The 15,577-nt window shown below is 44.6% G+C and carries 21 protein-coding genes; 11 read left to right on the plus strand and 10 right to left on the minus strand.

The genetic code is table 11. The features are described from left to right. Nucleotides 1–29: 29 nt before the first annotated feature. Complete coding sequence (locus FEM33_RS23880) at nucleotides 30–788, minus strand: DeoR/GlpR family DNA-binding transcription regulator (RefSeq protein WP_139014485.1); 759 nt, start codon at nucleotides 786–788, stop codon at nucleotides 30–32. A gap of 142 nt (nucleotides 789–930) precedes the next feature. Here FEM33_RS23880 and FEM33_RS23885 point away from each other — a divergent pair, with 142 nt between their 5' ends. The 3 genes from FEM33_RS23885 (at nucleotide 931) to FEM33_RS23895 (ending at nucleotide 3,842) form a co-directional block, all read left to right on the plus strand. Further along, nucleotides 931–1,296, plus strand: a complete 366-nt coding sequence (locus tag FEM33_RS23885; RefSeq protein ID WP_229214386.1) for a DUF4406 domain-containing protein — start codon at nucleotides 931–933, stop codon at nucleotides 1,294–1,296. Between the two features lie 119 nt (nucleotides 1,297–1,415). After that, nucleotides 1,416–2,006 (plus strand): HD domain-containing protein, encoded by a 591-nt coding sequence (locus FEM33_RS23890; RefSeq protein ID WP_139014486.1) that lies wholly within the window; start codon nucleotides 1,416–1,418, stop codon nucleotides 2,004–2,006. 231 nt (nucleotides 2,007–2,237) lie between these two features. After that, entirely contained in the window at nucleotides 2,238–3,842 is a 1,605-nt protein-coding gene (locus FEM33_RS23895; protein WP_139014487.1) for an aminotransferase class V-fold PLP-dependent enzyme, read from the plus strand. A 58-nt stretch (nucleotides 3,843–3,900) separates the two neighbouring features. On the opposite strand, the gene FEM33_RS23900 is transcribed toward FEM33_RS23895, so the two are convergent. The 4 genes from FEM33_RS23900 to FEM33_RS23915 all read right to left on the minus strand — a co-directional run bounded on the left by FEM33_RS23900 (nucleotide 3,901) and on the right by FEM33_RS23915 (nucleotide 6,309). Continuing rightward, the gene (locus FEM33_RS23900; RefSeq protein ID WP_139014488.1) at nucleotides 3,901–4,083 is read right to left on the minus strand and encodes a hypothetical protein; all 183 of its coding nucleotides are present in this window, start codon (nucleotides 4,081–4,083) and stop codon (nucleotides 3,901–3,903) included. Nucleotides 4,084–4,176: 93 nt separating this feature from the next. Further along, entirely contained in the window at nucleotides 4,177–4,509 is a 333-nt protein-coding gene (gene ytxJ / locus FEM33_RS23905) for a bacillithiol system redox-active protein YtxJ (RefSeq protein WP_139014489.1), read from the minus strand. A 174-nt stretch (nucleotides 4,510–4,683) separates the two neighbouring features. Beyond that, nucleotides 4,684–5,607 carry a S1C family serine protease gene (locus FEM33_RS23910; protein WP_229214387.1) on the minus strand — a complete coding sequence of 308 codons (924 nt, stop codon included), beginning with the start codon at nucleotides 5,605–5,607 and terminating at the stop codon, nucleotides 4,684–4,686. A gap of 159 nt (nucleotides 5,608–5,766) precedes the next feature. Next, a complete protein-coding gene (locus FEM33_RS23915) occupies nucleotides 5,767–6,309 on the minus strand; it encodes a hypothetical protein (RefSeq protein WP_139014490.1) in 543 nt (180 codons plus the stop codon). 112 nt (nucleotides 6,310–6,421) lie between these two features. Between FEM33_RS23915 and FEM33_RS23920 the strand changes: the two genes are divergently transcribed. Continuing rightward, nucleotides 6,422–6,820, plus strand: a complete 399-nt coding sequence (locus tag FEM33_RS23920; protein WP_139014491.1) for a DUF2958 domain-containing protein — start codon at nucleotides 6,422–6,424, stop codon at nucleotides 6,818–6,820. 35 nt (nucleotides 6,821–6,855) lie between these two features. Here FEM33_RS23920 and FEM33_RS23925 read toward each other — a convergent pair whose 3' ends face one another. Next, nucleotides 6,856–7,899, minus strand: coding sequence for an SIMPL domain-containing protein (locus FEM33_RS23925; RefSeq protein WP_139014492.1), 1,044 nt, complete (start codon nucleotides 7,897–7,899; stop codon nucleotides 6,856–6,858). A 25-nt stretch (nucleotides 7,900–7,924) separates the two neighbouring features. Then, on the minus strand, nucleotides 7,925–8,590 hold the full coding sequence (locus FEM33_RS23930; protein WP_139014493.1) for an SMI1/KNR4 family protein: 666 nt from the start codon (nucleotides 8,588–8,590) through the stop codon (nucleotides 7,925–7,927). A 270-nt stretch (nucleotides 8,591–8,860) separates the two neighbouring features. Between FEM33_RS23930 and FEM33_RS23935 the strand changes: the two genes are divergently transcribed. The 7 genes from FEM33_RS23935 (at nucleotide 8,861) to FEM33_RS23965 (ending at nucleotide 14,158) form a co-directional block, all read left to right on the plus strand. Then, a complete protein-coding gene (locus tag FEM33_RS23935; protein ID WP_139014494.1) occupies nucleotides 8,861–9,799 on the plus strand; it encodes a ring-cleaving dioxygenase in 939 nt (312 codons plus the stop codon). A gap of 66 nt (nucleotides 9,800–9,865) precedes the next feature. Further along, entirely contained in the window at nucleotides 9,866–10,510 is a 645-nt protein-coding gene (locus tag FEM33_RS23940) for an alpha/beta hydrolase (RefSeq protein WP_229214388.1), read from the plus strand. Beyond that, nucleotides 10,507–11,223: a pirin family protein gene (locus FEM33_RS23945; RefSeq protein WP_139014496.1), complete on the plus strand. Its 717-nt coding sequence runs from the start codon at nucleotides 10,507–10,509 to the stop codon at nucleotides 11,221–11,223. Before FEM33_RS23940 ends, FEM33_RS23945 begins: the two co-directional genes overlap by 4 nt. 52 nt (nucleotides 11,224–11,275) lie before the next feature. Beyond that, nucleotides 11,276–11,581 carry a response regulator gene (locus tag FEM33_RS23950; RefSeq protein ID WP_139014497.1) on the plus strand — a complete coding sequence of 102 codons (306 nt, stop codon included), beginning with the start codon at nucleotides 11,276–11,278 and terminating at the stop codon, nucleotides 11,579–11,581. A gap of 18 nt (nucleotides 11,582–11,599) precedes the next feature. Next, nucleotides 11,600–12,178, plus strand: a complete 579-nt coding sequence (locus FEM33_RS23955) for a Crp/Fnr family transcriptional regulator (RefSeq protein ID WP_139014498.1) — start codon at nucleotides 11,600–11,602, stop codon at nucleotides 12,176–12,178. A 142-nt stretch (nucleotides 12,179–12,320) separates the two neighbouring features. Then, nucleotides 12,321–12,785 carry a ferritin-like domain-containing protein gene (locus FEM33_RS23960; protein WP_139014499.1) on the plus strand — a complete coding sequence of 155 codons (465 nt, stop codon included), beginning with the start codon at nucleotides 12,321–12,323 and terminating at the stop codon, nucleotides 12,783–12,785. Between the two features lie 137 nt (nucleotides 12,786–12,922). Then, nucleotides 12,923–14,158, plus strand: coding sequence for a PQQ-dependent sugar dehydrogenase (locus FEM33_RS23965; RefSeq protein WP_139014500.1), 1,236 nt, complete (start codon nucleotides 12,923–12,925; stop codon nucleotides 14,156–14,158). Between the two features lie 169 nt (nucleotides 14,159–14,327). Here FEM33_RS23965 and FEM33_RS23970 read toward each other — a convergent pair whose 3' ends face one another. The 3 genes from FEM33_RS23970 to FEM33_RS23980 form a co-directional block, all read right to left on the minus strand. Further along, nucleotides 14,328–14,630, minus strand: a complete 303-nt coding sequence (locus FEM33_RS23970) for a hypothetical protein (RefSeq protein WP_139014501.1) — start codon at nucleotides 14,628–14,630, stop codon at nucleotides 14,328–14,330. A 105-nt stretch (nucleotides 14,631–14,735) separates the two neighbouring features. Beyond that, nucleotides 14,736–14,984 carry a hypothetical protein gene (locus FEM33_RS23975; RefSeq protein WP_139014502.1) on the minus strand — a complete coding sequence of 83 codons (249 nt, stop codon included), beginning with the start codon at nucleotides 14,982–14,984 and terminating at the stop codon, nucleotides 14,736–14,738. A gap of 30 nt (nucleotides 14,985–15,014) precedes the next feature. Beyond that, a complete protein-coding gene (locus tag FEM33_RS23980) occupies nucleotides 15,015–15,521 on the minus strand; it encodes a CinA family protein (protein WP_139014503.1) in 507 nt (168 codons plus the stop codon). Nucleotides 15,522–15,577: the final 56 nt, after the last annotated feature.

The following is a 15,577-nucleotide window of genomic DNA, read 5'->3' on the forward strand; positions in this document are numbered from 1 at the left end:
TCCTGCCTATGCTCCGATAAGAGGAAAAACTAACCTTTTACAATGTCCAGACCTTTTTCTTTCAGCGCTGCAGTGGTTTGATTTCCGAGGTCTTTGTCGGTAATGAGTTTATGGATCAAAGCCAGGCTGCCAAAACGGAAATAGCTGTCTTTTCCGATCTTGGAGGAATCACAAAGCAGCAATATTTCATCCGCATTTCTGACAAAAGCGGATGTGATCATTGCTTCCACTTCGCTGTGTGCCGTAAGCCCTTTTTCTGCGGAAATACCGTCCACACCAATAAATGCCTTGTTTGCCTGATACTGATCGATGTGCTGAACAGCCCTTTCGCCATGTACAGCCCGCCGCTGTTTGTCAATTTCTCCGCCGATAAGGTTTATGCTGATGCCCGGAGCATCAAACAATTCCGCCAGAACCGGCAGGGAGTTGGTTATTACCTTCAATCCGTTCCGGTTTTTGATATGCCGGCACATTTTGAAAACCGTACTGCCGCAGTCGAGAAAGATAATGTCTCCGTCCTGAACAAAATCTGCGGCCATTTTCCCGATTGTTTCCTTGTTATTTTCATTCGCTCCCGATTTGTCCGCAAAACTCGTCAGTACCGGATTATCCATTTTCATTGCGCCGCCATGTGTTCGGATCAGCAAACCTTCTTCGGAAATATCATTCAGATCGCGGCGGATTGTGGCCGGTGACATGGAAAGCTTTTCAGACAGCTCAAAGACAGAAAGGCTTCCGGCAGCATTTACCGCTGACACAATTTTCTTTTTTCTTTCTTGGAAACTCATGATGTATGTTTAAATTTGATCAAAAATAATCAAAAACGATCAAAGTTGATCAATTAAAATATTGTTTAACTCCTGCAAGCCGTTTTACTTAAAGCAAAAATTATCGTATTCAATCCATTTAACAATTTAAACAACCAACAAAATGCAAGGTTTGATGATACTCGTGGCCGGGCCGTACCGTTCAGGTACAAATGATGATCCGGAATTGATGCAAAAAAATCTTTCCCGCCTGGAATCCGTTACACTGGATCTTTTCCGTGCCGGCCATCTTCCGGTAATCGGGGAGTGGCTTGCATTGCCGCTGCTGCATCTTGCGGGTTCCGAGCGGCCGGGCGATGCGCCTTATAATGAAATTCTATATCCGGTGGCCGGACGGCTTCTTCAGAAATGCGATGCCGTTTTACGGATTGAAGGCGAATCCAAAGGAGCCGACGAAGACGTACGCATCGCAAAGGAACGGGGGCTGAAAATATTTTACAAACTTTCCGAAGTTCCCGGATGTGCCTGAACAGTTGTTCTGTGCGGTAAAATCTCTTCTTTTTGTATTGCCCGAAATTCCGGCCTTACTTTAATAGCATGAAGTAACAGGATAATATTGTACGTTAGCAATAGGTAAAAAGAAAAGAAATGACACTCAGCGGAGAACAAAAGAACTTGCTTGAATTTGTGAAAGAATGTCACGGTGAGCAAAAGCGCAAATATTCCATGGCACCTTACTGGACGCATGTTTATTCGGTTGCAGACATCGCATCGTTCTATGTAAAAGATGCCGGCGTTATCGAAATTGCGCTTTGCCATGACCTTTTTGAAGATACGTTTTGTGACGAGAAACTGTTAGCAGCCAGGCTGAGAGAAATAGGGTATGGCCCTTCCATGACGGAAACGATCATCCTTGGGGTTACTGAATTAACCGATGTTTACGTCAAGGAAAATTACCCGGAACTCAACAGAAAAGAAAGAAAGCACAAGGAAGCCATAAGGCTCGGGCGGATCAGTAAACTTGCGCAATCTGTTAAATATGCGGATCTGACGGATAACGCAACGTCCATAGTAGCCGGAGATCCCGGTTTTGCAAGGGTTTATTTAAGAGAAAAAATCGACATTCTCAATCAGATGCGCCAGGGAAATATCCATCTGCTGATTGATTGCTGCTACACGCTGAAGGCCTGCTTGAAACAACTGGACATGGAACTTAAAGGGGTCAGGAAGCAGCCATAATATGTGTTTTAATTTGGTTTAGAAGTCATTTAGTATTAAACTCGTCTCAATATTTGCATTATTACAGCATAATGAGCTGCATTTTTGGCATAATCCAAAATTTTAACCTCAACTTTCTACTTTATCCGGAACCAGAACGGTTTGGTGTTCCTGTACGGGTTGCCATATTTCATGCTTTTCCGAATGCGCAAACTGAATTCAAGTCCAATTCCTTAAACTCTTAATTTAATAATGAAACGTAGAGATGCCATTAAAGATTTATCGCTTTTACCGCTGGCAGGAAGTGTAATTCTTCCCAAAAATGCTGTCCCGGAAACAAGAAGTGCTGAAATTGCTGCAAGCAAGGAAATTTATCAGGCCATCGGTGTGGAACCGATCATCAACTGCAGAGGAACTTTTACCATTATCGGCGGATCTATAGAAAGACCGGAAGTACGTGCGGCCATGGATGCGGCAGCTCAGGTTTTTGTCCAATACGATGAACTTGCATTAGGTGCCGGAAAGCGGCTTGCCGAACTGACAGGCGCGGAGTGGGGCCTGGTTTCTGCCGGATGTGCCGCTGGCATGAAGCATGTTACCGTAGCTTGCGTAACAGGCGGAAATCCGGAAAAGCTGATCCGTATACCGGACCTTTCCGGATTTGAAAAAACAGAAGTGATCGTTCCGGATTATTCGCGCAACGTTTATGATCACGCTCTCCGGAATGTCGGTGTAAAGTTGATTACGGTCAGTTCCATCGAAGAACTGAGTAATGCGATCAGTTCACGTACGGCTATGATATACCTGATGGCCGGCGAACCTTCCATGAGCGGCCCGATGTCGCTGGAAGCCATTTCGAAAATTGCGAAGCAAAAGAAAATTCCGGTTATGGTTGATGCAGCGGCGGAAGATCTTACCATTCCCAACGTGCATTTGAAAATGGGCGCCGACGTGGTTGTATACAGCGGCGGAAAAGCATTATGCGGGCCTCAATGCGCCGGACTTGTGCTCGGAAGAAAGGATTTGCTGATGTCGGCATGGCAGGCAAGCGCCCCGCATCATGGCCCGGGCCGCGATAACAAGGTCGGAAGAGAAGAAACGATGGGAATGGTAGCTGCTGTGGAAGCATGGACAAAAAGGGATCATGCCGGCGAATGGAAAAGATGGCTTTCGTGGCTGGATGTAATTTCCAGAAAGGTATCCGGAATCGAGTCTGTAAAAACAACGGTTGTTGAACCCAAGCAGCTTTCCAATCGTACGCCTCAGCTGCGCATCAGCTGGGATGCGTCCAAACTGAATATTACAGGTGAAGAAATTGCAGAGCTTTTCGGTCGTACCAAGCCGCGTATCGCACTGGGCGGTGGCAGCCGTGAAGGTGAAACTTTTGTTTCCATTACAACCGGACAAATGCAGCCGGGTGATGAAAAAGTAGTTTCGGATCGTTTGTTTGAGGTTTTATCACAAAAAAGGGCTCCGGTAAAATCCGAAATGGCGGCAGCCGGTGTTTCGCTGAAAGGGCACTGGGATGCAGATATTGAATTTTTCTCAAGTACAAGCAAGCACAAACTGATCATTGAGCAGGACGGCAACTGGCTGGAAGGTTCGCACAAAGGTGAATTCAGCGTCCGGGACCTGCAGGGAACTGTAGAAGGCAATGAATTCAAGATCAGAAGTACAGACCGTCAGCCGGGCGATTCCATTACTTTTATGTTTTCCGGAACGGTTAAAGATGACATCATGACCGGTTCTATTTATATGGGGGAATATATGACGGCCAAGTTTACGGCAAAGAAATACAAATTCAAGTCGAAAAGGGAAAAGATCATGATCCCTTCCGGACCGCCGCTAGCAACCTAGTTTAATCATGAAAAAAGAGCAGAAATCCTGCTCTTTTTTCATAATGGAAGGATACGGTTCAAGCACATACCGTTATCAGCGGAACCTGCTTTACAACATTTTTTTCATAATCTCCAAGTGCAGTTACAAAATCTCGTGCTTCTTTGGCAAGCAGTTCTTTTAAATGTTTGTTTCCAAGCGAATCGTAATACCATATCCAAATCATTTCTTCAGATACAATCGTATAATAAAGCATTTCCATATTCCATCCAGTTGAGTTTCTCAAATTTATGGAATAAATCCATTTATCCGGAAATAATCCAGAATAAATTTTCGGATTAAATCAAATATAAATTCAGTGTACGTGTTCCAGTGTAGCTTTTAATGAAACTGCCTCGTGTGATGCATCGTACAAGCACTGCCCGTTTTTTACAACCAGTATCTGCGGGGATTCATGCTCAACGTTGAAGTTGTTTGCTATCGCCATGGATTCTTTTCTGTTCTTGATCACATCAACGATATACAAAGGAATTTCAACGTCAGGTACGGTACTTACATCCGATTTCAATTGTCTGTACGCCATAAGGCTGGTCATGCAGCGTGGGCTGTGTTTATATATAATTGCGTAATTATCTGATTTATAGATATTCTGCACTTCTTCTTCGCTGTTGATTGTAATCCAGTTCATAATAATTTCAATAAAAGCTTGACAAAATTTTGGCAATAATCATGATAACAATCCTTTTACCGCTTTTCATTCCATTGCGGTGACTAAAACAATTTCAAACCTGCATTAGCCGGAATTTTAAATCGTTCAAAACAAATTATGCCAAAACATCTCAGTTTTTATCCGGAGTGGCAGTTATTTCTTTTCCGCTGGTACAATTATAAAATTCAGCAGTTCGGTATGTCTGATGACGGAAATGTTGGTAACTGAAAGAATATGACGGTCTGTAAGTCCTTTAAAAAGTTCATTGGAATTGCTGACGGGTTTGTCGTTGAAAGAAATAATAATGTCACCTTCCAGCAGCTGCGATCGGGATGCGGGTGAATCCGGTTCTATACGGGTAATGAAAATGCCGCTGCGGTTCGGTAATTTGTAATGCTGCCTGACTTTCTCGTTGATTTGTACATCCTGCAACTGAAGACCAAGATATGCTTTGAAAACCTTTCCGTCCTGAATAAGCTGCCGTGCAATTTCTTTGGCTGTATTGATATTGACCGAAAAGCTGAGCCCCTGGGCACCCTGAATCACAGCGGTGTTTACGCCAATCACTTCTCCATCCGTATTGATCATGGGACCGCCGGAGTTTCCCGGATTCAACGCGGCATCCGACTGAATGACGTTATCGACCATTCTTCCGGACTGCGTCTGCAGCGTTCTGCCAAGGGCACTTACAACGCCGGTCGTAACCGTGTGCTGATAGCCATACGGATTTCCGATTGCAATTACAAACTGTCCGATCTGCAGCTGACCGGCATCTCCAAGCCGGGCAACGGAATAACCTTGTGCATAAATTTTGAGAATGGCAAGGTCGGTATCCGGGTCTTTTCCGATTAACGTTGCTTCGATTTCGTTTTCGTTCAACAGGCTTACCATGATTTTATCGGCTCCTTCCACAACGTGACTGTTTGTGAAAATCAGCCCGTCGGAGGAAAATATAAAGCCTGAGCCTGAACCGGCAGGACGAAACTTTCCGTTTGCCGATCTGTAAATATCAATTTTAACAACGGCATTTTTGATCTGATCAACTGCGCCGATAATCATGCTTGAAAATGTATCCATAACTGTGATGTTGATTACACTTTCCATGATCAAAAATATATCCAGTCCGGATTTTCGCGTCAATCTGGCGTGTTACAGAAGCTGTTGCGCCAAAAGGTCACATTTGAATTTACCAAATCTGTATTTAAACTGCATCTGCAGTTATTTACAAATCCTGTTTTAGTCCAGCAATATGTTTTCCGCAAACTGATGCCACTTTTTCGTAAGGTACAAATGGGCAAGTTTCAGATCTTCCGGATCTGCCTTTTCGACAAATTCCGAAGTCCCCGAACGGAATTTCAGATACGCATTCATGTGATCCGGTTCCCAGAAATAGGAGTAAATAATAGCAAAATCACTTTCATTATCTTCTTTAAAATCCGCAATCCCTCTTATTGCGCCCAATACGGGAATCATTTCCAGATAATCTTTGGTAAACCATATGATACCAAAATGCCAGGTTTCATTTTCACGGTCGTATTCTGAAAAGCTGTAAGACTGACTGGCTTTCAGCCAATGATCAATGATTTCCTGGTTACTTGAATAATGATAGGTATGAAGAAGATTTTCAGTCAGTTCAGGTTTGTTATACATGGTTTTGGAATGCCACCATTCCTTCCAGCCTGATTGTGACTTTGTAATCGCCGGTCCGGAACATAGAAATTGCTCGTACTTTTCCGGCTTAATCGTAATTTTTGCATAAAATGAACTCGGCTCTGACATATCGTAGCTGTTTGTTTACAGAATCGTCAACTGTAATGGAAGCGGACGTTCTTGCATATATTAAACCGCACGCGGGTATTCAATTCAAATCTGTAATCTTTATCTTTGGGCCATGTTGAAAATAGTACCGCAAAATCTGGTAGAAATCATGATCCACAATGCCCTCGAAGTTCAGAATGAACTTGGGAAAGATCATGCTCCGGTTGTTAAACTTCACTCCAAGTACGGCAAGGCGATCTGGCTTTTATCAGAACTGGATCCTGCCAACAGCATTGCATTCGGCCTTTGTGATCTGGGTCAGGGCAAACCTGAGCTGAGTTATGTTTCATTGGCTGATCTGGAAAGCATTAAACATGCAAGGTTGAAAGTTCCTATGGTTGAGGCAGATCTTTCCTTTGATGGCAAATATCCGATGAGCGTTTACCTCGAAGCTGCAAAATCCAACAAACGGATCACCGAAGATGAAGCCTTGCTGAAAAATGCAGAAGCAAGATTACGCTCCAATAAATAAGTCGTCTTCCATCCGGTTGAATTGCATCCGGTGCTTCATTTCAGGTTGAACTTTTTTAATTCTCCGGCAGGAGTCAGCAAAAAGCAATCATTCGCTGGCTTTGTTTCCGCATGCAGAAAATATTTGACTGCAACACTGCAAGAAATCTGAATAACAGGTTCAAGAACCAGCGGGTTTATGATCAGATCATAACGGTCATAATCAAGCTGACTATAATAGCTGGACGTTGTTTTGGCCATTTCGTTGTAAGCTGGCGCAGCAGTTTTCTTTCTAGCAAAATGCTGTGACGGCCGGGAATACGCCTGATACGTGAAATACCGGGTTTGCGGGTAAACGGTGATCAGGTTTTCTGATATGGTTTTCTTAAGTGTGTCCATCTTTAAGCCGGTTATTTCAAAAGACTGTGATCGGATCCTGATTTCACGCAGGCATTGTCGCCGCAGACTGTCGATCAGACTTCGCGTTTGTTGAACGGAGCAATCCACTTTGACAAGATCGTAAATTTCCGCACTTGCCGCAGCCGTAATCAGTTCGTCCAACACGGCGGAATGCCTGTAACGGATACTGATGTTTTTCTGCAGTTCAAACCCAGCCGGAATTTCATTATACGTTTTGCTGAAAAGCTTGTTTTCCGTTTCCACTTCATACTTCGGAACGAACGAAATCATATCTACATGGAAATTCGTTGCGTCACCTCCGGTTTCCAGAAATTTCTGCCTGAACTTCTTAATGCGCTCATTAAGCAGCTGATCTGCCGTTTCGGCTGTCTCTGCCGTTTGAACAATATGGAAAGTCGCCACAAAATCTTCCGGTATTACGTTGAAAAGCCCGTTAACCGTAACGACAATCTCCTTATCATTCAGCACAATTGGTCTGTCCAGCGGGTTAGCCGCGGCGTAAGTCAATACCTGCTGGCTGTTGTACTGATTGTTGGCACGTGCACGCGATCCGGCATTGTAATCGTTGTTCCCCGAAACCTGTGCATGTAATTGAAACACGCAAAAGTGTAGCGCCAGCAAAATGCTCAGCAGCAGTTTCTTCATTCCGTGTTCATTGTCATAAAGGCTGAATTTTAACATTTAATTTTAATGCATGGCAAGCTGATTATCCATTGCCGGAATAATTATCCAGCGGTTCGTCACTTACTTCTTCCATTTTCAGCTCCGTAATGATTTCGAATGCTTCCAGCAGCAGTTCTTCCAGCGTGTGTGTGGCAGGGCTTTCTTCCAGCATCGGGCGGAGATGATTCTGCAGCAGATCTTCAAAGTTATCCTGATGATAAAATACAGAACCGAACCGGCCGTGCATATCGAAATACAGGTAATTGGCAGATTCCAGATTATCGTCCGTACGGTACAGACCGAAGCAGATGTAATGCTTGTTCAGGTATGCTTTCATCGCCGGGCTTAATTCTTCATCCAGTTCGTACCGGTCATTTCCCCAGCTCAGCCTGATCATATCTATGATGCCCAGACTTTCTGTCCGGGCCCACTTGTCGGGATCATCAAGCCTTTCCATCAGATAGCTGACGGAATAAATATCCAGGCAGTTGTTCTCGTTCCAGTTGCGGTTTTTGATGGATCCGAATCCCGTGTAAAGGTTTTTAAGTACTTCGGGCAACTTTATGCCGATTCTGTTTTCAAGCACAAGAACTTCCTCTTCGGTGCTTTTCTGCTCCCTATCCAGCAGACAAATGTTGGAATAAGGTTCGCCTGCATCAATGGAAACCTGATTATAGGCATGAACGGCTTTTGCAATTTTTTCGAACATATACTGAACCGGATGATTGTAATGGATACAAGTAGAATTGTAAATCAGCTATTTCCTCCTTTTTGAAAATGTTAATAACCGTTCTGCAAGCATACGGTTCTTTCTGCATCCGTTCAAAATCCAACTATTCTCCGGCTTCTGTCCGTGAGCAAAAGGTAAATTTGAAATATTTTCTTCCAGCTTTCTTTCTTGTCCTAGTTCAATGCTTCGGGGCTGGCCGGGGCTGTACATTTGTATCGGTTAAAGCAAACAACTTAACTTTTTAAGATCATGGAAAGCACAATCAACGGAATACATCACATCACAGCCATCGCCGGTGATGCCAAAAGAAACTTCGATTTCTATACCCGTATATTAGGATTAAGGATGGTGAAAAAAACGGTCAATTTTGACGACCCGAACACGTATCACTTTTACTATGGCGACAAGGAAGGTACGCCCGGAACAATCCTGACCTTTTTTCCATGGGGAAACCAGATTCCTGCCGGCAGGAGAGGAACCCGGCAGGTGACTGAAATCGGGTATTCCGTTCCGGAAGGAAGCCTTGACTTCTGGCTGAAAAGACTGGATGACAATCATGTAACTTACAATAAAGTTTCAGAGAAATTCGGTGAACAGTATATTACTTTTCTGGACCCGGACGGACTGAAATTTGAACTGACGGTTCCGAAAACGGCCGATAACCGTACGCCATGGGAAACAAACGAAGTTACCGCTGAAAACGCAACCCGCGGATTTCATCATATTACGATCACCAGCAACAAAATAGAAGAAACGGCCAAAATCCTGACGGACATATTCGGATACCGTCTGGTGGAACAGCATGTAAACCGGTTCCGGTTTGTTACGGATGCCGTTGAAACGGCCGCCATTGTAGACCTGGTGGAAGCACCGGGAGAAAGAGCCGGGCATGTTGCGGGTGGATCTGTTCACCACGTAGCGTTCCGCGTTGCCAATGATGACATTCTGATGCAGTTCCGTAAAAAAGTAGTGGAAGCCGGACATCAGATTACGGATAAAATTGACAGGAATTATTTTTATTCCCTGTATTTCCGTGAGCCCGGCGGCGTGTTGTTCGAAATTGCTAGCGACAATCCCGGATTTGCTACGGATGAAACGGTAGAAGAACTGGGTTCCGGCCTGATGCTTCCGCCACAGTACGAGCCACGCCGTGCACAGATCGAAAGAGTACTTCCCAAACTGGGTTAAGGGAATTAAAGTAAAGGTAGTCCGGAAGTCGGAAATGTGCAGTTTTCGGCTTCCGGGCCATTGAAAATGTTAAATCAAGATTTTATGTACACGCATAGTAAAAATATAGTCATCACAGGAAAACCGGTGAGTGAAGCCAAAAAAGCCATCGTTATGCTGCATGGCCGGGGCGCTTCTGCGGAGGATATTATTTCTTTGAAAAGACACTTGAATCTGGAAAACATGGCCATTTATGCGCCGAACGCTTCCAGTCACAGCTGGTATCCGTACAGTTTCATGGCGCCGGTTTCACAAAATCAGCCCGCGCTGGATTCGGCACTTGCCGTGATCGGCGAAGTTGTGGCGGAAATTGAAGCATCCGGCATGTCGGCCGAAAATATTTACTTCGCAGGATTTTCACAAGGCGCATGTCTAACGCTGGAATATACCGCAAGAAACGCAAAACAGTACGGCGGCATTATTGCCCTTACCGGCGGACTCGTCGGACAGCAGCTTGCAGAAGAAAATTATAAAGGCGATTTCGCGGGAACACCGGTTTTTATTTCAACGGGCGATCCCGATCCGCATGTTCCGGTTTCGAGAGTAAAGGAAAGTATTGCAACCCTCGAAAGGCTGAATGCATTTGTAACTTATGCCATTTATCCCGGCCGGCCGCATACCATTTCGGCAGAAGAAATAGAACTTGTCAACAACCAGATTTTGAAATCATGAAAAACAGCATTATGCATCAATCCGCATCGCGCTTTTCGGCGGATCACGGCTGGCTTAAAAGTGCCCAGACGTTCAGTTTTCATGGAAACTACGATCCGGACAGAATCCAGTTCGGTGCATTGCGCGTGCTGAACGACGATACCGTCAACGGCGGAAAGGGTTTTGGCAGGCATCCGCACGACAACATGGAAATCATATCCATTCCGCTGGAAGGAACGCTTGAACATCAGGACAGTATGGGAAATATTGCTGTGATCCGGCCGGGAGAAATCCAGGCGATGAGTGCGGGAACGGGCATTTATCATACGGAGTTCAACAAGAATGAAAATGAACCCGTTACTTTCCTGCAGATATGGCTTTATCCTGATAAACTGAATGTTGCCCCGAGGTACGATCAGCAAAGTTACAGCGACGGCGACAGGCATAACCGATTTCTTCAGATCCTTTCGCCCGATTCGGACGATGAAGGCGTCTGGATCAATCAGAATGCATGGTTTCATCTTGGGGACTTTGACGGTGGTGCCGTTACAGATTACAACCTGAAAGTGGCCGGAAACGGTTTGTATGTATTTGTGATCAGCGGCGATGTGGAAGTAAACGGCCAGTTGCTGAACACACGCGATGGGTATGGAATATGGCCGGAATCTCCGGTTTCTTTCCGTGCTGTAAGCGATGCAAGCCTGCTGATTATGGAAGTGCCCGAAAAATGGTAAGGTTTTTCGGGAAAACAGCTATTAAATCTTAATCCATCTGAAACTTTCAACCATGAAGGAAATAAATATTCTGGTCCTTGCAGATCATGCAGAGATCCTGGAAACGATACTCCGGCTAATCGGTAATCATGATAACTGGAAGGGCTTTGGTGCAGGTTCTGCTGAACAGGCTTTTGCAGCCATGGAAAAAAACAAGTTTGATTTAGTACTTTTGGGCGTGGGCGTGGATGAGGAAACCGGAAGACAGATCATGGAACATTGCCGTGCGGCTGACCCGAAAATCGGATGCATACGGCACTACGGGGGAGGAAGCGGACTGTTATATTCCGAAATCCGGCACGCATTACAAACTGGATAATTGTTTAAAACGGAGCTTATGTTTGAAAAAATCAATGAGTATGCATTAAGGTGTATGCGGTTTGAGTCTCAGGATCTTTCTTATTTCAATTCATTGCTTCAGTTTAAAACGATTCCTAAAAAAAGCTTTTTACTTCAGGAAGGCGAAGTCTGCCAGTTTGAAGCGTATATTCTGAAAGGCTGCATCCGTACGTATCATATTGATTCGTCGGGTGCGGAAGTAACATTGCAGTTTGCCGTTGAAGACTGGTGGGTGAGTGACATCACCAGTTTTCAGAACCAGACGCCCAGTCTGATGTATATAGAAACCCTGGAAGATTGTGAACTGCTCATACTGACGCCGGAAAACAAGGAAAACCTGCTGGCGCGTGTTCCGGGCTTTGAACGCATGTTCCGGCTGATGGTGCAGCGGAACCTTGCCCAGCTGCAGGAACGGCTTTTCCGCACCATAACTACTTCCGCAGTTGAAAAGTATCTCGATTTCCTGAACCGGTATCCGGCCATTCCCCAACGTGTTGCCCAGCACTACATTGCATCCTATCTGGGATTTTCCCCCGAATTCCTCAGTAAAGTAAGAAAAAAACTCAGCGCCAGGTAATTTTCAAAAGCAGATTACGGCTCTGATTCATTTATACGAGTAAAAAGCTCTACAAACAAAGCCGTTTTCTGTTCGGAATACGGCTTTTTCTATAATGGAACAGTTGTTTGACATTTCATGACATAACGAAACAATCAATGTCATGTTAGATAAAACAGAAGTAATCGAAGTATTAAACGATTTGATCCTGATAAATAACGACCGTATTGAGGGTTATAAAAAAGCATATGATGAAACAGAAGATTCGGATTATGATCTAAAAGCGCTGTATGGCAATCTTGCTGAACACAGCAGACAAAATGTTTCCGAACTGACGGGCGAAGTAAGTGCGCTGGGCGGTGAGCCGGCAAGCGGTACCATGCTCTCAGGTAAAATATACCGTGCATGGATGGATGTCAAGTCAGCTTTCAGCAGTGACGACAGAAAGACATCGCTTGAAAATTCGGAATTCGGAGAAGACGTTGCACAGAAAGCATATGAAACTGCACTCCGGTCAGAAGTATTGACACCTGAACTGAGAGCACTTATTACAAGACAAAAAGCAACTTTGAAAAGCGGTCACGATACGATAAAACGGCTTCGTGATTCTGAAAAAGTAGCTCATTGATATTTCATCGATAAACTAGGACGGGGTTGGCATTTGCCAACCCTTTTTTATTTCAAGTAACTCACGCACGCACAGTTGGCACAACATTTTAAGTTTAGTCAAAGTAATAATAACAGTTTCATACTCAAACAATCATCATGAAATTTAACTACCGACATCTAAAAACCATTCTGAAAAGTACCTTATTGTTATCCGCTCTCGGGTTTGCCATTGCAAGCTGCGACGATGACGATGACTTCTGGGACGCTTTCATTCCCGAAACAGATAAAGAGCCAACCACTACACAGGTAGAAGGCTACGTGTTCCGCCCAGCGCTGGTTCCTGCGGATGCGGCCAATGTTAATCAGCTTAAAGTCGCATCCGGTTTTAAAGTCGCCAAATTTGCCGAAGGTCTGGGTAAGCCGAGGATTCTGGCTGTGAGCAGCACTGGTTTTGTTTACGCTTCGGATCGTGATGCAGGAATTGTCATGCTGCTGACGGATACCAACAAAGACGGCGTTGCGGACGATAAAAAAACAGTTGCCAACATCAAACAGGCGCACGGACTGACTATTTACAAGAACAAAATGTACATAGCAGCTGTAAATGAAGTGTATGTTGCCGATATGAATGCCAACGGTACGCTTGGTATGCCCAAGTTACTGATCGACGATCTTCCTGACGGCGGACAGCACCCCAACCGAACCATTGCATTCGGGCCGGATGGCAAAATGTACCTGACCGTGGGTAGTACCTGTAATGCCTGTCCGGAGCCCAACGGTGAAAATGCCACCATTCTGATTGCCAATGAAGACGGTTCCGGCCGTAAGGTTTTTGCAAAAGGATTGAGAAATACAATCGGATTCGGATGGCATCCTGAAACAGGCGAAATGTGGGGAATGGATCACGGTATCGACTGGCTGGGCGACGATGAACAGAAAGAAGAAGTGAATCAGCTAAAAATGGGTGCTGATTACGGCTGGCCTTATATTTATGGAGAAGGAAAATACAATCCGGCCGACAGACCGCAGGGCGATACAACTTATCAGCAGTATCTCCAGAAAACAACGCTTCCTTCGCTGACCTATCAGGCACATTCGGCTCCCATGCAAATGGCATTCTATAACGGAGCCATGTTCCCTGCTGAATACAAAAATGATGCATTCGTAGCCATGAGAGGTTCCTGGAACAGAAGCAATCCGGTAGGTTACAAGATTGTACGTATGCATTTTGAAAACGGTAAGCCGGTTCGCTTTGATGATTTCGTCACCGGGTTTTTGGTAAACAGCAACAAAGCACATTTCGCCCGTCTGGTCGGGGTGGCTACGCATACGGATGGTTCCCTGCTATTTTCGGATGATACCAACGGCGTAATTTATCGGGTAAGCAAATAGTTTTGACATGATGTAAAAAGTAAGATGTAAAAAGTAAAAGGTTAAAAAATAAAAACCGGCGTTGAATATTCAACGCCGGTTTTTATTTACTGGAATCTATAATTTTTTATTAACCAAGATTCAAAAGAGCAGCTTCAAGCTAACGAGACTTTTAGCTGTGTTACTTGATTTATTTTTTATCTCCCAGTCTTTTTACATTGCCCGTGGAAGCACTGTCATCATGCTTGCTACGCGTTGAATCCGGATTCAGGTTGGCCTGATTGGAGGGATATCCAAGGCTGTCATTCTGGTTATCTTCACCAACGCCCATTGCTTTTGTGCTTTCTGCACCGCTGCTGTCATTTGGCGTGGCTTCTGTTCTGCTGCCCGATCCTTCGCTTCCTTCATTTTCATTATTTTCAGTGGAGCAGGAGGAAAACAGGATCATACTTGCAAAACCTAATATAGCGAATGTTGTTTTTAGCTGTTTCATAATTTGTGCTGTTTGCTATTTCAATAATCAATTGATGTTTTTCAATGTTGTATACAGGAAAAAATGATACCAGTATAGCCGTTTAAAGCATCCGGTCTGCATGCATCAGGTTTTTCCCCGGTTATCCCAATGGTCTTTGATGACCTTTCCTTCCTTGTCTTTGATCAGGACTCTTCCGAATCGCTGCCCGATGATCTTTCCTTCGGGGTTCTCATTGCCGATAAAAAGCAGGATCGGGTTGCCATCGTCGTCCGTCTTGAATGCAATATCGTAACGGCCGAATTTTTTGCTGACCATCCGGTCCGGCTCGTACTTTTTACTTAGTTCTTTCAATAATTTTTCACCTATCTTCATCTTCGTCATGTTAGAGTGAAATCCTTTCTTTTACTCCGCATTCTCCGGAATCTTCTGCTCGTAAGCCACTTCCTGCATGATCAGTTCCGCGGCACGGTCAATGGCCTGCATCACGATTTCTTCCGGTTCCCCTTTGAATACTTCACGAACAGCAACGGATCTGTCTTTTATGAAAGCATGCAAAAAAATAGTCCCGACCGGCTTTTCCGGCGATTCGCTTCCGCCCGGCGTGGTTAGTCCGGTAATACCAACATGAATGTCGGCGGGAATAAGCGGTTTCAGCCGTCCGGCAATTTCCTTGGTTACCTCGGCGCTTTCGGGTGTGAATTTGTTAAGAATATCTTCCGGAACATGCAGGATGCTTTTTTTCAGGTCGGCATCATAGCACACGAGTCCGCCTTTCAGTACTTTGCCGGAATCGGGGCAAAGCGAGAATTCAGAGGCGAGTCTTCCGGCCGTTGCACTTTCGGCAAAAGCGACTGTCAGTTTTCTTTCTGCAAGAGACTTGCTGCAATCCATTACAATTTGTGAAGGCATATATAAAATCGTTTTTTTATCCAAAAAAATATTGCTTGCCAACTATTAAAAAACTT

Source organism: Dyadobacter flavalbus, assembly GCF_006149045.1.
Classification (GTDB): Bacteria; Bacteroidota; Bacteroidia; order Cytophagales; family Spirosomataceae; genus Dyadobacter; species Dyadobacter flavalbus.